The sequence below is a fragment of the Wolbachia endosymbiont (group A) of Anomoia purmunda genome (assembly GCF_947251545.1).
Classification (GTDB): Bacteria; Pseudomonadota; Alphaproteobacteria; order Rickettsiales; family Anaplasmataceae; genus Wolbachia.
Genome location: NZ_OX366362.1, coordinates 1,246,007 through 1,266,386, shown reverse-complemented (window position 1 = coordinate 1,266,386; position 20,380 = coordinate 1,246,007). Strand labels below are relative to the sequence as shown.

14 protein-coding genes and 5 pseudogenes are annotated in these 20,380 nt (G+C 35.0%); 11 read left to right on the top strand and 8 right to left on the bottom strand.

All coding sequences use genetic code 11. The annotated features are described in order from the left end of the window. Positions 1-202: 202 nt before the first annotated feature. A complete protein-coding gene (locus tag OPR57_RS06505) occupies positions 203-1,831 on the bottom strand; it encodes a recombinase family protein (protein ID WP_265036348.1) in 1,629 nt (542 codons plus the stop codon). A gap of 313 nt (positions 1,832-2,144) precedes the next feature. On the opposite strand from OPR57_RS06505, the gene OPR57_RS06500 reads away from it, so the two are divergent. Both OPR57_RS06500 and OPR57_RS06495 read left to right on the top strand, forming a co-directional pair. Continuing rightward, a complete protein-coding gene (locus OPR57_RS06500) occupies positions 2,145-3,341 on the top strand; it encodes a hypothetical protein (RefSeq protein WP_265036347.1) in 1,197 nt (398 codons plus the stop codon). Continuing rightward, positions 3,307-4,416 carry a hypothetical protein gene (locus OPR57_RS06495; RefSeq protein ID WP_265036346.1) on the top strand — a complete coding sequence of 370 codons (1,110 nt, stop codon included), beginning with the start codon at positions 3,307-3,309 and terminating at the stop codon, positions 4,414-4,416. Before OPR57_RS06500 ends, OPR57_RS06495 begins: the two co-directional genes overlap by 35 nt. 12 nt (positions 4,417-4,428) lie before the next feature. Here OPR57_RS06495 and OPR57_RS06490 read toward each other — a convergent pair whose 3' ends face one another. From OPR57_RS06490 to OPR57_RS06470, 5 genes are read right to left on the bottom strand one after another with little or no spacing between them, the layout of a single operon-like run. Next, a complete protein-coding gene (locus OPR57_RS06490; RefSeq protein ID WP_265036345.1) occupies positions 4,429-6,435 on the bottom strand; it encodes an AAA family ATPase in 2,007 nt (668 codons plus the stop codon). A 15-nt stretch (positions 6,436-6,450) separates the two neighbouring features. Then, positions 6,451-7,683, bottom strand: coding sequence for an AAA family ATPase (locus OPR57_RS06485; protein ID WP_406831393.1), 1,233 nt, complete (start codon positions 7,681-7,683; stop codon positions 6,451-6,453). Next, positions 7,680-8,180: a hypothetical protein gene (locus tag OPR57_RS06480; RefSeq protein WP_265036343.1), complete on the bottom strand. Its 501-nt coding sequence runs from the start codon at positions 8,178-8,180 to the stop codon at positions 7,680-7,682. The genes OPR57_RS06485 and OPR57_RS06480 overlap by 4 nt, the downstream gene beginning before the upstream one ends. Positions 8,181-8,203: 23 nt before the next feature. Continuing rightward, complete coding sequence (locus tag OPR57_RS06475) at positions 8,204-9,001, bottom strand: ATP-binding protein (protein ID WP_265036342.1); 798 nt, start codon at positions 8,999-9,001, stop codon at positions 8,204-8,206. 51 nt (positions 9,002-9,052) lie between these two features. Then, positions 9,053-9,544, bottom strand: a complete 492-nt coding sequence (locus OPR57_RS06470; protein WP_265036341.1) for a sigma-70 family RNA polymerase sigma factor — start codon at positions 9,542-9,544, stop codon at positions 9,053-9,055. A 289-nt stretch (positions 9,545-9,833) separates the two neighbouring features. On the opposite strand from OPR57_RS06470, the pseudogene OPR57_RS06465 reads away from it, so the two are divergent. From OPR57_RS06465 to OPR57_RS06435, 7 genes and pseudogenes are all read left to right on the top strand, one after another. After that, positions 9,834-10,677: pseudogene (locus tag OPR57_RS06465) on the top strand (IS630 family transposase). 502 nt (positions 10,678-11,179) lie between these two features. Beyond that, complete coding sequence (locus OPR57_RS06460; protein ID WP_264376793.1) at positions 11,180-11,650, top strand: RuvC family protein; 471 nt, start codon at positions 11,180-11,182, stop codon at positions 11,648-11,650. Between the two features lie 132 nt (positions 11,651-11,782). Further along, on the top strand, positions 11,783-12,247 hold the full coding sequence (locus OPR57_RS06455) for a hypothetical protein (protein WP_265036340.1): 465 nt from the start codon (positions 11,783-11,785) through the stop codon (positions 12,245-12,247). Positions 12,248-12,254: 7 nt separating this feature from the next. Beyond that, a complete protein-coding gene (locus tag OPR57_RS06450) occupies positions 12,255-13,739 on the top strand; it encodes an ankyrin repeat domain-containing protein (protein ID WP_265036339.1) in 1,485 nt (494 codons plus the stop codon). After that, positions 13,736-15,565, top strand: coding sequence for a phage terminase large subunit family protein (locus OPR57_RS06445; RefSeq protein ID WP_265036338.1), 1,830 nt, complete (start codon positions 13,736-13,738; stop codon positions 15,563-15,565). The genes OPR57_RS06450 and OPR57_RS06445 overlap by 4 nt, the downstream gene beginning before the upstream one ends. Then, on the top strand, positions 15,558-15,782 hold the full coding sequence (locus OPR57_RS06440; protein WP_187297528.1) for a gpW family head-tail joining protein: 225 nt from the start codon (positions 15,558-15,560) through the stop codon (positions 15,780-15,782). The genes OPR57_RS06445 and OPR57_RS06440 overlap by 8 nt, the downstream gene beginning before the upstream one ends. Beyond that, positions 15,782-16,405, top strand: a pseudogene (locus OPR57_RS06435) (phage portal protein); the annotation flags it as partial. The gene OPR57_RS06440 and the pseudogene OPR57_RS06435, both read left to right, overlap by 1 nt. 2 nt (positions 16,406-16,407) lie before the next feature. Here OPR57_RS06435 and OPR57_RS06430 read toward each other — a convergent pair. Together OPR57_RS06430 and OPR57_RS06425 are read right to left on the bottom strand one after the other, a co-directional pair. Continuing rightward, positions 16,408-17,373: pseudogene (locus OPR57_RS06430) on the bottom strand (IS4 family transposase); the annotation flags it as partial. A 46-nt stretch (positions 17,374-17,419) separates the two neighbouring features. Further along, positions 17,420-18,573 (bottom strand): annotated as a pseudogene (locus OPR57_RS06425) (IS3 family transposase). 81 nt (positions 18,574-18,654) lie between these two features. Between OPR57_RS06425 and OPR57_RS06415 the strand changes: the two are divergent. Next, a pseudogene (locus OPR57_RS06415) lies at positions 18,655-19,314 on the top strand (phage portal protein); the annotation flags it as partial. Further along, positions 19,311-20,372, top strand: a complete 1,062-nt coding sequence (locus OPR57_RS06410; protein WP_265036337.1) for a S49 family peptidase — start codon at positions 19,311-19,313, stop codon at positions 20,370-20,372. The pseudogene OPR57_RS06415 and the gene OPR57_RS06410, both read left to right, overlap by 4 nt. The last annotated feature ends 8 nt before the right edge of the window (positions 20,373-20,380 follow it).

Below are 20,380 nucleotides of genomic sequence, written 5' to 3'. Positions count from 1 at the left end.
ACTTATGAAAGGCTAACTATAGTTAGGATTATAAGCAACCTATTGAAAATCTTGTTTTTTTGCAATCAATCTGATCAAATTTAAGAATAGTAATTTGTTATTTATATTAATAAACTTAATTCTATTGAAAATAGCTAAAGCATTGAAATTCTTGAATTTTAGCCGGATTAGTGAGCGGTAGTGAAATTTCTTTTACTCAAATTTAGGTATTCACTGACCGTTGACTGCTAGTACAACATTGCATAATTCTATTATGGCTATTTTGATCAAAATTTGCAAGACTTTTTATGCGGAATACTATATACAAGTGATTGTGATTGATTTCAATTTGATGAATCAACATTCTAATAATATTTTGTTTAGTCTGCCAATCTACTTGATCAAGCTTTGATTCAACACTTGAGGAAAAGTTTTTCAAGCTATCTGTAACAAGGATCAATTCTTGTTGTAGTTTTTTTTGATCAAGCGTTCTTTCTTTCTCTTCTTCAATTTCTTTCAAATGTTGTTTCATTGTTGTGATTCTTGGTTCAAATTCTTCTTGGCTTATAAACCCTTTGGCATAGCTATCAATAAATTTTTTGATACTTAATCTTAGCTTACTTTCTTGCTTTTCACGTGTTTGATTATGTAAAGGCTTTTTGTTCTCTGACAATCTACGTTGATATTCATTTGCAATCCTATCTGGCTCTTTCAAGATACTCTTGACTTCTTCCCATATAACTCCATCTAATACATCAGTGCGTATTGATTTATTATCGCAGATTTTATTGCCATTGAATTTGCTAGAGTTTGTACCAGAGCAACGATAGTAATAATATGTCGACTTTTTATGAACGTGGTTTGTACCACAATAAGTATATTGACAACGTTGGCATACCATTAAACCTTGTAATAAATATGTTTCTCTTCTTTGCCGTACTCTTGCTCTTTGTCTATTTTCAGCTAATTGTGTTTGCACTGAATCAAATAAATTTTCATTGATTATTTTTGGTACTGGAATATAAGTCCAGTTCTCTTTATCAATGTTAAAGCGACCACTTTTAAGTTTACCACAAGTTCCTTTTTTTGACTTTTTTACTTGTGGTTTTGAGCATGTCCTAGTTTTACCATAAGCTGCTTTTCCTATATAAGCAGGATTTCTTAACATGTTCCAAATAGTGCTCCTTTTCCAATACCTTTTTCCTGTTCGTGTTATTACCGGTATCTTATTCAGTTCATGTACAACTTCTCCTATACTTGCTCTTTCTTGGCCAACCCGACTAAATATTTTACGCACTATATTTGCCTCTTCTTCATCAACCTCAAATTGAGCACTTCCTTCACCTACATGTTTTGCTATGTAGCGATAACCGTAAGGCGCCCTACCCATCACACTTATACACCCAGCTTTGGCCGCATGAAGTTTACCTCTACGGTTTCGTTCCATAATCTTTGCACGTTCATACTCTGCTATTGCTCCCTGAATCTGTAGAAATAAATGGGAATCAGGATTATCATCAAACTTATGATTCAAAAATACTATTTCAGATCCAGCCTTTTTAAACTCTTCGAGTAAGATCATTTGATATGAAAATTTACGTGATAGCCGATCAGGTGAATGAATGTATATCTTATCAATCTTACCTTCTGCTACTCTATCACGTAAACTCTCTAAGCCAGGACGTTCTAAATTTGATCCACTGTAACCATTATCGATGAACCTATGCTCATCTAACAATTCATGTCCATCACTACTAATGCGACGCTCCAATTCTACAATCTGACTCTCTATCGTATTCTCCTGTGCCTGTTGTCTTGATGAAACTCTTGCATACAAGCTTACCGTTGTCATTTTCTTCTACCTCCTTTGTTTTACATTTCAATAATTGTTCATAGGCATTTGCCAAATATGTACCCGCTAACCTGTGAGGTTCATAACGGCAATTAATAGTTAATTCCCCTTTTTGCATGTTTTTCTTCCTGTGAGTTTTTTTATAAGGTTAGGAGACTTCTATTAAACTAAACCTATGCACACCTTATTTAAGAAAGCTATCTAGTTCACAAAAATTCTCCTTAATTAAATATACAAGATTTGAAAAAATTATGTCCAAAAAATCTTTGCTTGAATTGTCATATTATGTATAATATGGCTTATTTAATCTGTTATGAATATTCATCCAAGTTACAAATTTTGGGAGAGTGATTTAGAAGTTCCTGTTAATCTTTTACTAGATCGCTTTCAAGATTCAAAGATACGTCAGTCTTGGTTAGATTCTCTTTCTGGTAAACAACTGAGCATCATTTTTCAGCATTGCTTTAAAAGTCATTTAAATGGGCAGCTTTTTCAAGATGGAGACTACGATGATAGATCTACTCAACAAAAACGTAAGATACTTACCGGTTACTCTGACTCTCTTTTTAACTATTATCTCATTAGCCACTTTGATCGTACAAAACTTGAGGCTACAGTCAGTGAAGTAGCAAGATTTGCTCTGACTGAGAAGTTAATGAGATCGTATCTGATAAAAAATAATACCAAGTATGATAAAAGATCCTTATTGTTTTTACTATTTCACATAAATTGTGAACTTCTAAAATCTGTCTATCACTTTGATAAAGTGCAAAAGAAAGGCTTCGTATCATTTGCTTTGCAGAAACCACCAAGACAAATAAATACTTCATTCAAGGCATTTATGTCACAAAAAGCTGTAGAGCAGATACTTAAGTTTGAAAACCAATTGCAGGGTTTTTTCCATCATCAAGATCGAATATATATGTTTGTACGTCGAGGAAGTGACATGGATTTACTGCTTAATTCAAATAAAGTTGTTTATGGTCATAAACCTGAGTGGATGATTTTAGATTTTTCGCTCGATGGTACTGAGGTTAATCTCTGTGCTAAAAATACTAATAAAGCTGTGGAAATAGCAAATAGCATTGTAAGTGGGTATTTTGACTGCGAATGTACTTTTATAAATATACAAGATAAGAACTTTCCACTACAAGTGCACAAATTTCTTCAAACATGTATAGAGGGTTCTGATCCTAATATTTGTATATTTGAGTTAAATTTTAAGTCAGATTATTTTAAAAATAGTAATACATATCTTACTTTAAGTGTAAAGCCGTATGATCCTATTGCACCAGAGTTACATATTTTAAAGCCATCTATTGGCAACATACTACAATCTATTCAATCAGCTAAAGTAATGTTCCAAAACAAAAAGGTAACATTTTCTTTCAAATCAAGTGGGGAAATTTATTATTCAGAGCATCCGCTCAATAAAAAAGAAAGAGAGGAGCTAAAGAAACATATGGAACAATCCTATGGCCTTAAGATCCTTTCACAAGCAAATTGCTGATCTTTTAAGTTCAAATAGTTCTTGGGTTAATCCAAGTCAAAATCACATTAAAGCAGCAAGATACTTATTTGATCTTGGATGGATACAAATGCAAGAAAGGTATTATATTGTTTGCTCTTGTGAAGAAGATTATCTTGATTGGCCAAATGTAATTGATTCAAGTTGTAGCAATGAGATTTTCATTGATCCAGACTTTGATGAAGTATGTGATGACGCTATTTGTGAAAACTGTTCTCGTCATATTCTGCCTAATACTTATCAAAAACAGAGATTTCATCTCTTATCTATATACTTAAATACAGAGAGAATCATAGACTGGTTTGAAACTAAGTTGAATGATTCAAGACTTATGTGGGAAAAAGTGGAAAAAGGAGTTTATTATATTTGTAATCAAGGTCGTATTGTAAATCTAATAATCCTTGATTTTTGTACTGATGCGATATTTTTAACTATAGATAAACTTAGAGTCCATCCGACAGTTCTCATCACTCTAAAAAAAGATATACCTAATCTATTATTGAGCCTATATGTAGTGCCAATGGTAGAACTGTTTTGTCAGCTTAAGACTTTAACTGAGATATTTCAAGAAGCAGCTAAAAGAGGAGTACCAGAGGTAGTAGAAAATACTTCTTTGCAAGTTTTACCAGCTTCATATATTTCGCTTAAACGTGTTGAACCAATTGTGCCAACAAAGCTTTTGGAGTTACAGGTAGTTAAAGGTATGGTATATGTTAATAGTATTGAAGTTATAAATAAAAAAGCTGTATCATGTCTTAATATTTTTCGAATATTATTTAGGCAATTTTTACATGACTGCGAGAAAGAGTTACCACCTGAAAAACATACGCTTCTCAATATTAATCAGTTAGAAAAACTCTTGGGACTTAGTTTAGAAGCAGATTTAGAACAACAAATCAGAAAACCATTAAATAAGATGCAAAGAACAATCAAATCTGCACTTGCTGAGAAATTAGGATTAAATATTGAACGTGATGATGTAATACAAACACTTGGTTGGCAAAGATCATCACATGGTTATCGTATTAACCCTTTTACTTTGACTATAAAAAAATAGAATTTCCTGATTTTAAAAATTTTCAGCTCCATGAGTAAATTTTCCAACTCCACGTGCAAATGGTCCTGTTTTTACATCAAGCCATTTATCTTCTTTTGAACCATTAGCCATTCCTTTAACTATTTGCTTTGCTTGTAAAAGCTCTTGAACTATACGCTCTAGTCTATCTCTTCCCATACTATGAAAAACTTCAGGCAGTCTATGTCGTTGTTTATGTATTCCTGCACTTCCTGTGTGAGTAAATGGATGTCCTGAAATAGCAGCTCGCGCAATTGAATCAATAAGATATATTTTAAGATCCTTATCACTAGTATTTTGAGCTTTTAATTGTTCAGTGATGTTTTCTAATAGCCCTGTTTCTTCATTTCTCAGATAAGTACGTACAGTACGATCAGCCAGGCCATTTGCCTTAACAACAGCTCCATAAAATAAGGCATTTTGTCTTGGGATTTTTCCAATTGATCTAAAAATCATTGGTTTAGTTATATCCTCAATAGGCCAAAAAGCAAAAGAACACCTAACTCCATTTACGAGAGCAGAAGTACCTCGAATAGCATCTCGTGCTTGCTCTACTGTTGATATAGGCTTTTCTCCCTTCAGCTTTCTCATATGATGTGCAGTAATTATTGAAGCTCCAGTGCTACATGCTAAATCAGATAATAAACACATGAGATAATCCCCTACTGCTGGATCAGCATTTAAATCTGCATGAATGAAAGAAGCAAGGGGATCAAATATAATGAGCTTTAAATCCTTTATCCTGCTCAGCTGCTTCATTACCGACTCAAATTCTGGAGATATTTCTACAACTTTACCGCGAACATTCTTAAGTATGGCAAAAGATCCTCCTATGTTTGGTAATGGTACAATAAATAGCCTATCTTTATATTTTAATCTTTCACATTTTGGATCAAGTCGTTCTAAGCGACGATGTATTTCATTTGTATCATCTTCTGCAGAAAATACCACAACAGATCCGTGTTCAGTAACAAGTTGGCCAAATCCGCATACCTGATCTATGCTACCTGCAACCTTGAGGGCTAGGTCAAGAAGAAGCATACCTTTACCAGTATCACCCATTGCAGCCAAAATAGATGTTACACCCAAAGGAAATAATCCTTCAACCAAGAATCTTTGCTTTGGTACTGGACCTACAAAACGCTCTACGCTCCAGCTAAAAATATCAAGTGGTGGTTTAATAATTATTTTTCTTGAGTTTTTTTCAATAAATTCTGAAACATTTATTCCCTCTAACACACAATCAGCAGCATCCCAACTCCTTGGTTTATTCGGTGGAATCTTAAGCGTAGCAAGTGATGCAACACCAAGTTCTAAAAGCTTCTTTTCAGCGTTTTTGGAATATTTATTACCTGCTTCATCGTTGTCTGGCCAAATGATAACATGTTTACCTCTAAGCGGAGTCCAATCTGTTCTATCAATAGGCGCATTTGCTCCAAACATCGCAGTTGTAGCTGTAATTCCTTTCTCTATAAGTGCTTCTGCGCATTTTTCTCCTTCTACAAGAACAACTTTATCGGACCTTAAAATACCCGGAATGTTGTAGAGTGGCCTTATCTCTGGCTCTTTGAATCTTTGTTTTTTAACATCAAATGGTTTAAACTGTTTTTTCTCTAAAGGAGGATCATAACGGTAGACTATTACAATCAATTGGTTATTTTCATCGTAGTAGTTCCAACTACAAGTCAGGTATTGTTCTAGATCTCTAATATTATTTTTTTCTTTGATGCCAAGCCATTCACTTATTGAGAGCATTACTTCAGGAAATTCTGTTTTCGCATTCTTCCCGTGTACTGTTGCCCAAAGGTCAATAATGTCACCACCTTCTCCTGTTGCAAAATCTTTCCATAATCCAGCTCTTTCACCTGTTAACTCTATTACAGTGCTTTTGCCTTTGTTACCCTGTACATCACCTACATAAAACTTATCGCCACGAAATGTTCCTCTTGGTAGTAGGTGAAAAAGACAAGATCTGATGTTTTGCAGAAGCTGAGTTTTCACGTTTTTGCAGACAAATTAAGCCGTAGCTATAACTTTAGAGTTCTGCCAACGCCCATTTACTCTGCTAATAAATTTTGCTGGTATTGATTTACCGTTTCTTAGCTCATATACTACTTGCAAGACATTTGCACGTTTATTTGGTTGAAACATTACCATACCAGACGTATAAAAACTTCTTAAAGCATTAGCACCAATTAAAGCTTGAAAAGGACTTTTTGCTAATGTAGCTGTGGATACTTTTCTGGTATGACGTGTGATAATTATTCCAGCTGTAGGATTAATCACAGAACGTAGTCTTTCTATTCTGCTTTGCAGGCCAGAAAATATATTTTCATAGTCAAGAGAATCCAAAACGATAAGGTCTATCATTTTGATATCAAACTTTTCTTTTATAATATCTTTTATTTTCTCTATACCTTCATCATTTAAAATTAATCTCATCTTTGTAGTAACAATCAAGTTTTCTTCTGCTAGATTTGGCAGCCTTTGATTAGTTATGATTTGTTGTATGCGTTCCCTGATATAATTGTACTCCATCTCATTTTGCAGATAGACTATTTTTAGTGGCCTTGCTGACTTCATCTTAAGAAACGACACTCCTGCTGCAAGATGTGCAAGCAAAGAGAGAAGAAAATAACTTTTGCCAACCTTTGGAGTACCACCAATGACTAAAAGACCACCTGGAGTGAGAATTCGTGGAGCTATTATATCTTCTGGTATTGGTGATTGATCACTTAAGTACTGCTTTACAGAAAATATTTTTTCTTCTCTTTTCCCCCCTTTTTTTTCTCCACTCTTTGATTTTTTATTGAGCCACTTTCTAGCAGAATATATATCACCCTTAATTAAAATCCAAAGATCAATAATATCACCACCAGTTCCTTCAGTAAAATTACGCCAATCACCAGCTTCCTTACCTACTATTTTAACTGTAATTGTATTTCCATTTAAGTCTCCAATATAAGTTTTTTCTCGGTAAAACTCACCATTTGGAAGTAGGTAAGAAAGGCACTCCTTGATATTATCAATTAATAATGCTTTTATCTTTTCTTGCTTTTTAGACATAAAACTCCCATACATATTTTTCATACGTGTAAAGTTGAGATTAGCTAGCTCACAAACAGTTTCAAAAGATTTTGAATTCAGCCAATTAATTGCTTCTTCTCTTAGCTTTGGGTTTTTTCCTACTGCGTCCTGAATACCTCTAGTAACGACAGCAGACCAAAGCTTTTCCTCGTCGTACTTCAAAACGGGACCCAATCAGATTCAATGCTATTGTTTTGTTCTGGAGTAACAACTGCAGTAATTCTGTTCCTGTCTCCGTATCTACTATCAGCTTCAATACCAACTTTTGCAGTAAACTCTAACCCGTTAAAATCAGCTATAGAGTTGATTTTTCTAGCAATAACTGCTTTCTCTGAAGTGTCATGTGCATGAATATTTCGTGCTGACTCCAAAATACTTCTAAACATGGAACGACCAGATTCTCCCCAAGTATCTCCTTCAACGCTTGCTTTGCCACTTTTAATACCAATTACTTGAAAAATCTTGCGTTTTGCGTATGGACCTTCAGTGACAATAAATTCAGCGTTTAAATAGATGCTGCCGGTAGCATAGCTTTTAGTAAACCAATTTTCATAACCTCCAGGCTTGATTGTCATTTTTACCTTTACTATTGTACATTTTGGTATTAATCTACTTTGCGGTTTTACAGTGTTAAAGTCAGTTAACAGGTCTTCTAACATATATCATTCTCCATGTTTAAATTTTAAAACTTGCTTTTAATCTTTGTAAGCAGCTTCCCCAAGTGCGGTTCTTCAACCATACTCAGGCGTCCACTGCGATCTTTAGCTGGGTATCCCCAGGGATTTAAAGTGTGGCAAACAAAAGAGCGTTTCTCTGTTCCATCCTCCTGTTTTATACCAACCATATTAATTACTTCATCAACTATCCCAGGAATTTCACTGGCAGTTTTAGTTCCTTCACATTGAGGTAGCCAGTTTGGACGGTTAAAATCGTCTAAATACTGACCTAAAGTACCAACTATGATGATGTCTTTGTCTCTGATATGCTGAAATTGATTGAGCCAAGCCATCATTTCTTGAGCAAGTAATCCATAGGCAGCTCTCATATCCTGCTTTCCTGATCTCTCAGAAAAAGCTTCAGGTTGCATTTTTGCCCATAATAGACATAAACGTGAAGCAACGGTTATACTATCTACAAAGATGCATCGGTATTTAGAAAACTCAGAAAAAAGATCTTTGTACTTACGAGATACATGTTCATGGTGTCTTTGGATATATGCTTGATCAGACTTCAGCGCAGGATTAGACCCCCCTATAAGACAAGCAATATCTCTAGCTTCATTCCAAGTGCGAAGGCTAATTGAATCTCCTTGCCAGTCTTGAACGGCAAGAAGCCCTGCTTCAAAATCAAGGCAAAGTGTTGGTTCATCTACGGTCTTTGGGAGACTTGTTTTACCAATACCATAAGGACCAAAGATGACCATTTTTACAGTTGATATTGTTTGCAATCTTTCATTATTATTCAAAATTGTAAGAACCATTATTTATCCATGCTACGATGTATATATATACAAGAAAGGCAAAAATTTTGTTCAATTTTTCTTTTTGCCTGCGTAGTAAATAGGAGAAAGTTTGGCACGTATCTTCTTGATAATATTGTTTAAAGTGGTTCTTGAAACGTTGTTTATCTTGGCAACTTCATGTAAGTTGAAAAATTTAAGTTGCTCACATATATTTTGCCATTCCTTTGGTAAAACCGAGATCATATAGTCTACATCAATGCGTTTTGTTATTTCACTCTCAAGTAGCTCTGTTACATCAATGCTAATATAGTTATTGATGTCACGTTTTGCACATCGCTGTTTCTTTAACAGGTTAATAGCTTTATTTTCAGTTAGTCTTGCTACAAAAGTGTTAAAGCTACTTTTATCTTCATCATACTGATCAAGACATGGCCAAATTTCACAGAAGAGTTCTTGCTCAAGATCTTCGTGAGCTTCATTAATAAAGCACTTAGCAAGTTTCAGTCTATAAGCTTGATATTTTACATTTTTAATAACTATATGGTAGTTTTGTAATTTCATAACTTTCCTTAAAAACAAATTGATGCTTTTAAGGATGAGAGTTATTAATGCCGTTATGTAGGACAGAAGCAAAAATAAATAATACTGATGCGATTTTTAATCTATTGATATTCTGTTATTTTTTTTTGAGAATAATACTGATGCAATTTAAAATAATACAGTTTAGGTTTTTGGAACCTATTTTAAATGGATTTCAAAAAAATGGGTACTCAGGCTTCCTAAAGTATAGCCCTTCTCATAAAAGTAGAAACAGGATAGAATAGGGGCTTAGGGTAATGAAAAGGTAAAAGTGCCAGCAGCGTATAGCTATGACTTAAGGAAAAAAGCTATCCAGGCGTTGGATGAGGGAGAGAGTAAAACAGCAGTAGCAAAGAGATTCAAAATTGGTAGAGTAACATTGTATAAATGGGAGAAAAGGTGCAAAGAAACAGGAATCGAAGAAACTGGGGAATAGGGGCTATAATCATAAAATTACCGACTGGAATGCGTTTGCAGAATTTGTGAAAAAACACGGCGGTAAAACACAGTCAGAGGTGGCTAAACTATGGTGCAATATAAGTCGTTAAATAATTCATAGAGCTCTGAAAAAAATTGGATTTACACGCAAAAAAAGACTTATGGGAACGAAGAAAAACGAGCTGAATTTTTGAAAGTTATATCTGCAAAATCTCCTGAAAAGCTGGTATATATTGATGAATCTAGTATAGACAATACAGAGCATATGGGTATTGCAGAGAGGGAGAGAGGTTTCATGCATTAAAATCAGGTAAAAAAACTCAGCGAGTTAGCATGCTTTAAACAAGGGAAAAATCTTCGCACCTATGACCTTTAAAGGCTATTGTGATACAGAGATTTTTAATGGCTGATTCGAGCAATTTCTGGCACCAATTTTACAGCCTGGACAAATGGTGATTTTGGACAATGCAACTTTTCATAAGTCTAAAAAGATTGTCGAATTTGCCAAAAGTGTTGGTGCAGAAATTATGTATCTCCTTCCCTACTCTCCCGATTTTAATGATATTGAACACTATTGGTTTGCTATCAAAAACAGAGTCAGAAAGAACATACCTCTGTTTAAATCTTTTCGCCATGCTGTCGATTCTGCTTTTCTTCATTTGTTTCCACTATTATGAGAAGGGCTATATATTTAAAATATATAAGAATTTCATACTTTGAAATTCAATATCACCAATTTTTAAGAGGGAAAAATGTGCTCTCTATGACCTTAAGTTCCGTTCCTAATTACTGGCTTCCTAAATCAGGAATTAGGAATCAGGAATCTAGAATTAGCCTGTATGGAGGGTTTTCACCATGCGTTCCTAAAACCGTTCCTAGGAACGGCATATCTGAAGTTCGCCAATATGGAGGATTCTAGCTTCCTAAAACCCTTATATATAATATATATATATAATACATATATAAAAATATACACATATATAAAAACATATAAAATATAAGATTAGAATAATAAAAAAAAACTCTAAAAGTAGAAAAATCATGTTTAGGGTAAGTAAGGTTTTTAAATAAACATCTTCAAGAAAGAGTTAATTATAAAAAATTTTTCAAAAATTGAAGATTTTTTGGACGAAAATTTTCCAAATCTTGTATATATATGTACTCAGCAATTGAAAAGAAATGCTCACCCTAGATCTTGGTAAACAAACTGGTTGGACTATTTTACATGATGGAATAGTACAAAGTGGAAGTAAGAGTTTTCATGTTAGCAGGTTTAGTGGTGGTGGAATGCAGTTTTTAAATTTTCGTAATTGGCTTAATGCACTTAAGTATAAATTTCCAGGTATTGAAGTTGTGTACTTTGAAGAAGTGAGAAGACACTTAGGAACTGATGCTGCACATATCTATGGAGGGTTTTTAGCACACCTTTCTGCTTGGTGTGAAGAACATCATGTGCCATACAAAGGTGTATCTGTGAAAACTATCAAACGCTTTATAACAGGCAAAGGCAATGCAAGTAAAGCTGATGTCATTGAGGCAGTACAGGAAAAGGGTTTTTGTCCAACAGATGATAATGAAGCAGATTCTTTAGCTTTAATGTTCTATGTTATGAATTTTAGTAAAGATTTTAGTGTATTAAAAATATCATAAAAAGTGGGTCCTTTCGGCCAGAATGGCGGGTTTGGTGGTCCTGACCTCGGGCCTTGATTAGCGTTAGACATATTTCAAATGTTAACTACTTACGAAATTATAGCTGAGCAGTGCTAAAAAGGAGAAAAAAAGGTGAGAATTACGCAAGCAGAATGGGCAAGGGAAAAAGGGTTTTCGAGGCAATATGTCTGTTCTTTAGTAAAAAAAGGAATAGTTGAGCTGGAAGACGGACTTATTGACCGAGAACAAGCAAATGAAGCGGTAGCAGCAATAAGAGATCCAAGTCAGCCACTGAGAAGAAAGGAGAGCGGAGAAAAGCTTTCCACGATGTTGCTAAAAACGCGAATAAAAAATGAAATGGAGCGTGGTAAACTTTTGGAAGCTAAAGTGAAAGCTGAAGTAGGCAAATTTGTGTCAATCGAAGAAGTAAAAAATGAAGCATTTAATGTAGCAAGGGTTGTCCGTAATAATTTACTTAATATTCCAAATAGAGTTTCAGCACTGCTTGCATCACTGAGTGACACTGAAAAGATTCATATGGCGCTAACTGAAGAGATCACAAACTCGCTTAAAGAATTATCTAACACTAAATTTTAAATATAAAATGTCTGCTCACTTAAGTTTAGAATTAATAAAGTGTCTCATTAATCAACCTGGATTAGATGTTAATGTTAGAGGATTAAATGGAAAGACACCACTACATTGCGCTATAGAATTTGACGAATTAAGCATGGTGGATCTGCTGCTTACGAAAAAGAATATTAATCCTTTTGTGGAAGATAATGATGGTAAAACATCTCTTGATTACGCCAAAGAAGGGAAAAAAGCAGAAATATTAAAAGCGCTAATTAATAATAAATACGGATCAGAACAAGATAGCTTACTTCATTTAGCTGCAATGATAGGTGAAGTTAATGCAGTTAGATATTTGATAGGAAAAGGTATTGACGTTAATGTACGAAATGCTTTGCACCATACTCCATTACATCTAGCAGCAGGAATAGGACATGCAGAAGTTGTAAAGATTTTGATAAGAGAAGGAAATGCTGAAATCGAGGTTTTTGATGCACGAAATCAGACACCGATGCACTATGCAGTTAACAACAAAAAATTGGAGATAGTAAAGTTATTACTGGAGCTAGGAGCAGATGTAAATAGCGCACGTGTAGGACAAAACTCGATGAAATTATCACCTGTTCATATAGCTGTAAGTAATACTAATTACGATGAAAGAGATTTATGTCTTGATATCCTCAAATGCTTAATAAAGGAGCCTAATGCTCAAGTCAATTTGCAAGACTACGAAAGTAAAACACCACTACATTACGCTGAAAGACTTAAAACAATAGAAGTTTTACTAACGCGAGAAGATATAGACCCTCTGGTAAAAGACGATAGCGGCAGGACACCATTTGATTACGCTAAACCTGAGATAAAGAAGGCTTTGATGAGTAATAAATACGGTTCTGAAAAGAATAGTCTACTCCATTTAGCTGCACAAAGAGGAGAAATTGAGATTGTAGATGCAATTTTAAAAGAAGAAATCAATATTGATATTGTAAGTAATAAAGGTCTATCACCGATTTATCTTGCTGCAGAAAAAGGGCATTTACATGTAGTAAAGTTATTGCTGAAAAAAGGAGCAAACTATACACCTGTTTTGCACTTAGCAATCAAGTCAAATAATTTAGAATTACTTAAAGTTTTATTTAATGAAAAAAATGGAGCGTTACTCTGCAGAGATACCGTTGTTAATTTTCCAACCCTTCATAATAAATATATAGCACAGAGAGAAATAGCAGATAAAAGGATGAAAAAACATAATAATATTATCTGCATCTGTATTACAGTTAGCGCAGTAGCAATGGCAGCATATATAGGTTTAACAGCAGCAACAATAAGCAGTGCAATCATTTTTGCAACAATAACAGGGATATTTGCTCTTGTTATAGCAATAATGGTAAGTGAGATGAGCAAAAGATATATAGAAAAGGAATTTCAGAAAAAGATGCTTATGGAGATGGAGGAGTGTAGTTCTATTGTTAATGATGTCGAGATAGAACCAGTTATGAGTAGATGCAGACAATGATATACGCTACATCTTTTTCTGAAGGTTTAAGACCAGATCCGCAGCTTAAAGTGTCAGAGTGGGCAAATGAGTATCGAGTTTTAGCACCAACTGCAGCATCAGAGCCAGGAAAATGGAGAACGGAAAGAACTCCTTATTTAAAAGAGATCATGGATTCATTATCTCCATCTTCACCTGCTGAAAAAGTAGTATTCATGAAAGGAGCCCAGATTGGAGGAACAGAAGCTGGTAACAATTGGATTGGCTATATTATCGATCAAACACCAGGTCCAATGTTAGTTGTGCAGCCAACAGTTGAAATGGGAAAGCGTTGGTCAAAAGGAAGATTTGCGCCGTTAATAGAGAGTACGCCATGTTTAAAGAGTAAAGTAAAAGACCCAAGGTCAAGAGACTCAGGCAATACTGTACAAAGTAAGGAATTTCCAGGTGGAATAGTAGTAATAACCGGAGCAAATAGCAGTGTAGCACTGAGATCTATGCCAGTAAAATATCTCTTTCTTGATGAAATAGATGCCTATCCAGGAGATTCAGGAGGAGAAGGTGATCCAGTACTGCTCAGTATTGCTCGAACTAATACATTTGCACGGCGAAAGATTTTTTTAGTGTCAACGCCAACGATTCATGGAATAAGTAGAATTGAAAAGGAATTTGAAGCAACGGATAAGAGATATTTTTTTGTACCATGTCCGCATTGTAATTACTATCAAGTTCTACAATGGGCACAAATTAAATGGGAAAATAACGATTCGAGAACAGCACATTATATCTGCACTGAATGTAGCGGCAAAATAGAAAATCATCAAAAGACAGAGATGCTTGAGCGTGGAGAATGGAGGCCTACTAATCCAATGAAAGGTGAGAAAAAAGGATTTCATCTTTCAAGTCTTTATAGTCCAGTTGGCTGGTATAGTTGGCAACAAGCAGTAGAGGATTTTCTGCATGCAAAGGAAAGTGAACAATTACTGAAAGTTTGGATCAACACAACGCTTGGAGAAACCTTGGTAGATAAGGGAGAAGTACCAGACTGGAAGCAATTATTCAACAGAAGAGAATTTTTTCCCGTAGGCACAGTACCAAAGGGTGAAGTGGTTTTGACAGCAGGAGTAGATGTTCAAAAAGATCGTTTAGAAGTAGAAGTCGTAGCCTGGGGAAAAAGCCGCGAAAATTGGTCAATAGACTACCAAGTATTTGAAGGAGATACTGGGGGTGGAGAAGTATGGAAAAGACTTTCGGAGTTACTCAATCATCATTTTATCGGTGAAAATGGGCTTGAATATATGATAAGTATGATGGCGGTTGATGCTGGATATGCAACACAAGAAGTATACAATTGGGTAAGAGGTCATCAAGGATCTGGAAGAGTAATGGCAGTAAAAGGTGTAAATAAAGCACTAGTACCACTTAGCAGCCCAAGTAGAGTAGATATAACAGTTGGTGGTCAAAAGCTAAAGAGAGGAATAAAGCTCTGGCCAGTAGGAGTATCGATATTAAAATCAGAGCTTTTTCAATTACTTAATATTTTAAAAGAAGAAGAGGGAAAAGCTCTACCTGGATACTGTCATTTTCCTGAGTACGCACCTGAATATTTTAAGCAGCTAACAGCAGAGCAGTTAGTCAGCAAGGTAGTAAAGGGATACACCAAACAGGAGTGGCAAAAGGTAAGAGAAAGAAACGAAGTGCTAGATTGCCGAATTTATGCGAGAGCTGCATCTATTGCGCTTGGAATTGATAGGTGGCAAGAAAATAAATGGAATAGTTTGAGTGGAAAAATGGAAAGTAAAAAACCTAAAAAGGTGAGACAGAGTAAGTGGTTGGAAAATGTATAACGAAGAGTATTTAGTTCAAATTGAAGAAGCGATAAAGAAGCTGCAAAACGGAGAGCGAGTGGTATCAATTGCATATGGTGACCATGTTGTGAGATATGCAGAAGTAGATATAAATGATTTACTAAGCTTAAGACAACGTATTAAGGCTGAACTAAAGATTGTTGGAATGAAGCCGAAGAGGAAAATTATTTTTGCTACTAACAAGGGAGTTTTGTAATGTTACTAAAATCATTCAAACAACTATTTAGCAAGCCAAAAATCAAAAGCTCAGCCTGGGATGCATCTGGCTCAGGAAGAAGGGTAATGTATTGGCAAGGAGAAACGGGAAGCATAAATAATTTACTCTCTCAAAGCCTTGAGCACTTGCGTAGCCGCTCTCGTGATATGGTAAGAAAAAATCCATATGCAGCAAATATCATTGATACAATAGTAAGTAACTCGATTGGAACAGGAATAAAACCGCAATCAAAAGCTAAAGATCCAGAGTTTCGGAAAAGAGTGCAAGAGTTATGGCTGAGATGGACAGATGAAGCAGACAGTAGTGGAGTAAATGATTTTTATGGACTGCAAGCACTGGTTTGTAGGAGCATGATAGAAGGCGGGGAATGTTTCATACGGTTAAGAACAAGAAAACCTGGAGATGGTCTGTGTGTACCGTTGCAATTACAAGTGCTTGAATCTGAACACTTAGATAATAAAACAAATCAAACTTTAGCAAATGGTAATGTAATAAGAAACGGGATTGAGTTTAACAGGGTTGGGCAAAGAGAGGCATATTACTTATTTAGAGAACATCCAGGAGAAGGCTCATTTGGAGAGTCAGTGAGAGCATACGCGTCAAGTTAAGAAGCAAGGGTAAGAAAATTCAATGAACTTAAGGTGGATACTCTAGTTTTTCTATATCTATCTTTCACAGAAAATTGTGACCAGTCTGTGGTAAGTTTTTTCAGGAAAATTCTCAAATTATTAATTTTACTGCTTAACGCTAAAAACAACTCCCTAATCCTTCTTTTTAATTCAATGAATGCCTTTGTTAAACTCAGCTCTGTATTCTCTTTCAGTTTTATACAACCAACTATTCCATGAAATATAAGAATTGCGCACAATTTAGCGTATAGTTCACATAATACTCTGTATGGTTTTCCTTTAAGTTCGTCAAGCCTGATGTGACTCTTATACAATTTAAATAATAATTCAATCTGCCATCTTACCCTGTAAACTGTTAATACTTGTTCAGCGCTGATTTTACTCTCTGGAACGTTAGTTATGAATATCGACCAATCCAGCAATTTTTGATTCTTTTGAGAAGATGTATATCCATGTGATTTTGCTAACTTATTAGCCCTTCTTCTTCTAATTATAGACTGTTCTTCAGTTAATTTTTGACATATAATTCTCACTTTAATTTTTACTTCTTTTCCTAATAGCACTTCCATCTCTAGAAGGGATTGACCTTCTAAACATTCCAACAACTCTATTTTTTGATTTGTTTCTATATCATATATATTGGTATCAGACTTATAACGACTAACAAAATATGCACCTGCTTCATCAATCTGTTTAAAAGAACTAGGCACAAAGTAGCCCAAATCAAATATTAGCAAATCATTGGCTGATAAACCGTTCAGATAATCCCTATAACCTTGATCCGACCTTATTCCTTCTATTAAATTTAACTTATCTAGCGCTTGGTTCAGGTAATCAAAGACTAACTGCAGCTTTATTCCTGATTTGGTATTACTCTCACAATCTCTATAGCTACTCCCATATCCTTTGTACATATCTTCCATGCTACTGGGCAGGCTAATATTGACCTTACCCAGAAAAAGTAGAGAGGAAGTTAAGACGTTTTTGTCATGAAAATGATGCATCAAATTGTTCAGGGATGCAATAGTTAATAGTAGAATGACGTCGTTGTTTATTATAAAAAATTTCAATGTATTCAAATATGGCAGTTCTAGATTGTTGAGCAGAGTGTTGTGAAGGATCAATAAGTAGCTCTCTTTTGAGTGAGCTGAAAAAGCTTTCTGCAGGTGAGTTATCATAACAACAATCCTTATGACTCATGCTAGAGATAATATTTTTTCTATTTAATAAGAATTGGTACTTTTTAGAAGTATATTGTGACCCTTGATCACTATGAAACAGTAGATCTTTGGCGGGTTTGCGTTTATTAACAGCCATAAATAAAGCATCTATAATTAATTGTTTATCCATTGAACTACTCATTGACCAACCAACTACCATACGTGAATATAAGTCAATTATTGCTGCCAAATATAGCCAGCCTTCTTTGGTTTTTATATAAGTAATATCAGTTACCCATACCTTATTGGGCTGGTCCGTAGTAAAATTTTGATCCAGGATATTTGGAGCTATAATCCTACTGTCTGTTTGCTGTTTTTTAGTTTTGAATCTTCTTCTAAGCTTAGCTTGAATGCCATTTTTTTGCATTACATCTTGCACTGTTTTGATGTTATAATTTTTGCCTAAAGCTTTTAGTTCAGCATGGATTTTAGGAGCTCCGTACCTGCATTGTGATGCTTGATATATTTTTTGAATATCTGCTAGAAGCTCCTCTCTTGCTAATTCTTTATTGCTTTTCTTCTGAGCAACCCATTTATAATAACCACAAGCAGATACATTTAAAAACCTACATAACTCCTGTATTTTATAGCTGCTTCTATGCTCTTTTATAAAAGAATATTTTACTCCTTTTGGCTGGCAAAATATCCCAGGGCTTTTTTTAAAATGTCTCTTTCCCTAGTTATTCTTGCTAACTCTTTCTTTAAGTCAAACCTTTCTTTGTCATAAGTAGCTAACTTTCCTTTGCCTGGAAATGCATCTACTCCTGACATTTTTTCATTATATTTTCTTACCCATCTGCTTAATAAATCTCCACTCATACCTAAATCTCTTGCTATTTTTGCTGACGGTTGACCTGTTTCTCTTACTAGTTTTATTGCTTCCAATTTAAACTCTATTGTATATTCCCTTCTGTTTCCCATATTACACCTCTTTGAAAAAACGTTCTATTTTACTTCAAAAACGTCTTAACTTCCTCTCTACTTTTTCTGGGTAAGGTCACAGGGTTTATTACGAGACTTGATCCTGAAGCAAATATCATGGGAGAAGGTGAAAGTAATGAGCAAGGAATAGCACTATCTGGCCTAGAACCTGGAACAATGCAGCTTTTAGACCCAGGAGAAGATATAAAATTTTCAGAGCCGTCAGATGTAGGAGGAAGTTATGAAGCGTTTATGAGACAGCAACTCAGGGCAATAGCAATAGGTACAGGAATAACATATGAGCAGCTAACAGGAGATTTAACAGGCGTTAATTATTCATCCATTCGAGCAGGATTGATAGAGTTTCGCAGGAGGTGCACGATGTTACAGCATAACATTATGGTATTTCAGTTTTGCCGTCCTGTATGGGATAGGTGGTTAGAGTTAGCACTACTTTCTGGAGAGCTAGACATAGGTGAAGAATGGACAAAGGGAAAAGAAGGAGCAAAAAAAGAAGTAAAATGGATACCACAGGGATTTGATTGGGTCGATCCGCTAAAAGATCAGCAAGCACAGCAAATGGCAGTAAGAAATGGATTTAAGAGTCGATCAGAAGTAGTATCAGAAATGGGTTACGATGTAGAAGAAATTGAGCAGGAAATTGCTGAAGATCAAAGACGTGCAAGTGAACTGGGCTTAAGTTTTGATTCTGACGTTACGGCCAATCAAGAGGTGATATGAAACAACAAACAATATGGCTAAACAGATGTGTAATGGTAGAACCAAGGAGTTTTGAATTACTGTCACTACAAACAGGAAAGCAGCCTATCTTTAAAAATATAAAACATGCAGTAAGAAATAGTGAAAGAGGAATAATACCGATACATGGAATCTTGACAAAAAAGTCAGAAACTTTTGATGATATTTTTGGAATGACTTCCTATAATCAAATAGAAGCACAAATTACACAAGCAATAGAAGATAGTGATATAGAAACAATCCTGTTGGATATAGACAGTCCTGGAGGAGAGGTCAATGGAGTGTTTGACCTTGCTGATTTTATTTACAGTGCAAGGGGAAAAAAGAGGATAATAGCGATAGCAAATGATGATGCATATTCTGCAGCGTACGCTATAGCTTCTAGCGCTGAAAAGGTATTTGTGAGTAGAACTTCAGGAGTAGGAAGCATAGGAGTAATAGCAAGTCATATAGATCAAAGTGGGTTTGATGAAAAACAGGGAATAAAATATACGACAGTATTTGCAGGAAGTAGAAAAAATGATTTAAATCCACATGAGCCAATGACGTCTGAAAGTTTAGAAAACCTAAAAAGCGAAGTGAATCGTTTATATGGAATGCTGGTTGAGCTAATAGCACGCAATAGAAACCTCTCTGTAGAGGCAATAAAAAATACTGAAGCAGGGCTATATTTTGGTGAAAATGCGGTAGAGATAGGCCTTGCAGATGGAATGACAATTCTTTCTGAGTTTAAATCTATTAATAAAAACAGGAGTATTACTATGAATGAACAAACTACAACTGACCTAGAAACTGATAATTTAACTAAGTATCGTACTGAAGTTCTTGAATTAATACGTTTATGTAATATATCAAAGATGCCAGAAAAGATAGGAGAATTTATTGAGCAAAGCGTAAGTGTTGAGCAAGCTAGGGAAGTTTTAATGGAGTTACTTGCAGAGAGAACGAAGAAGACAGAGATACTGAGTGCAATACCACAGAATTCAGGAGAAGAGTTGATGATGCAGGTAGCGAAAAGTCGTGCGCAATCAGGCATTTAAAATATATA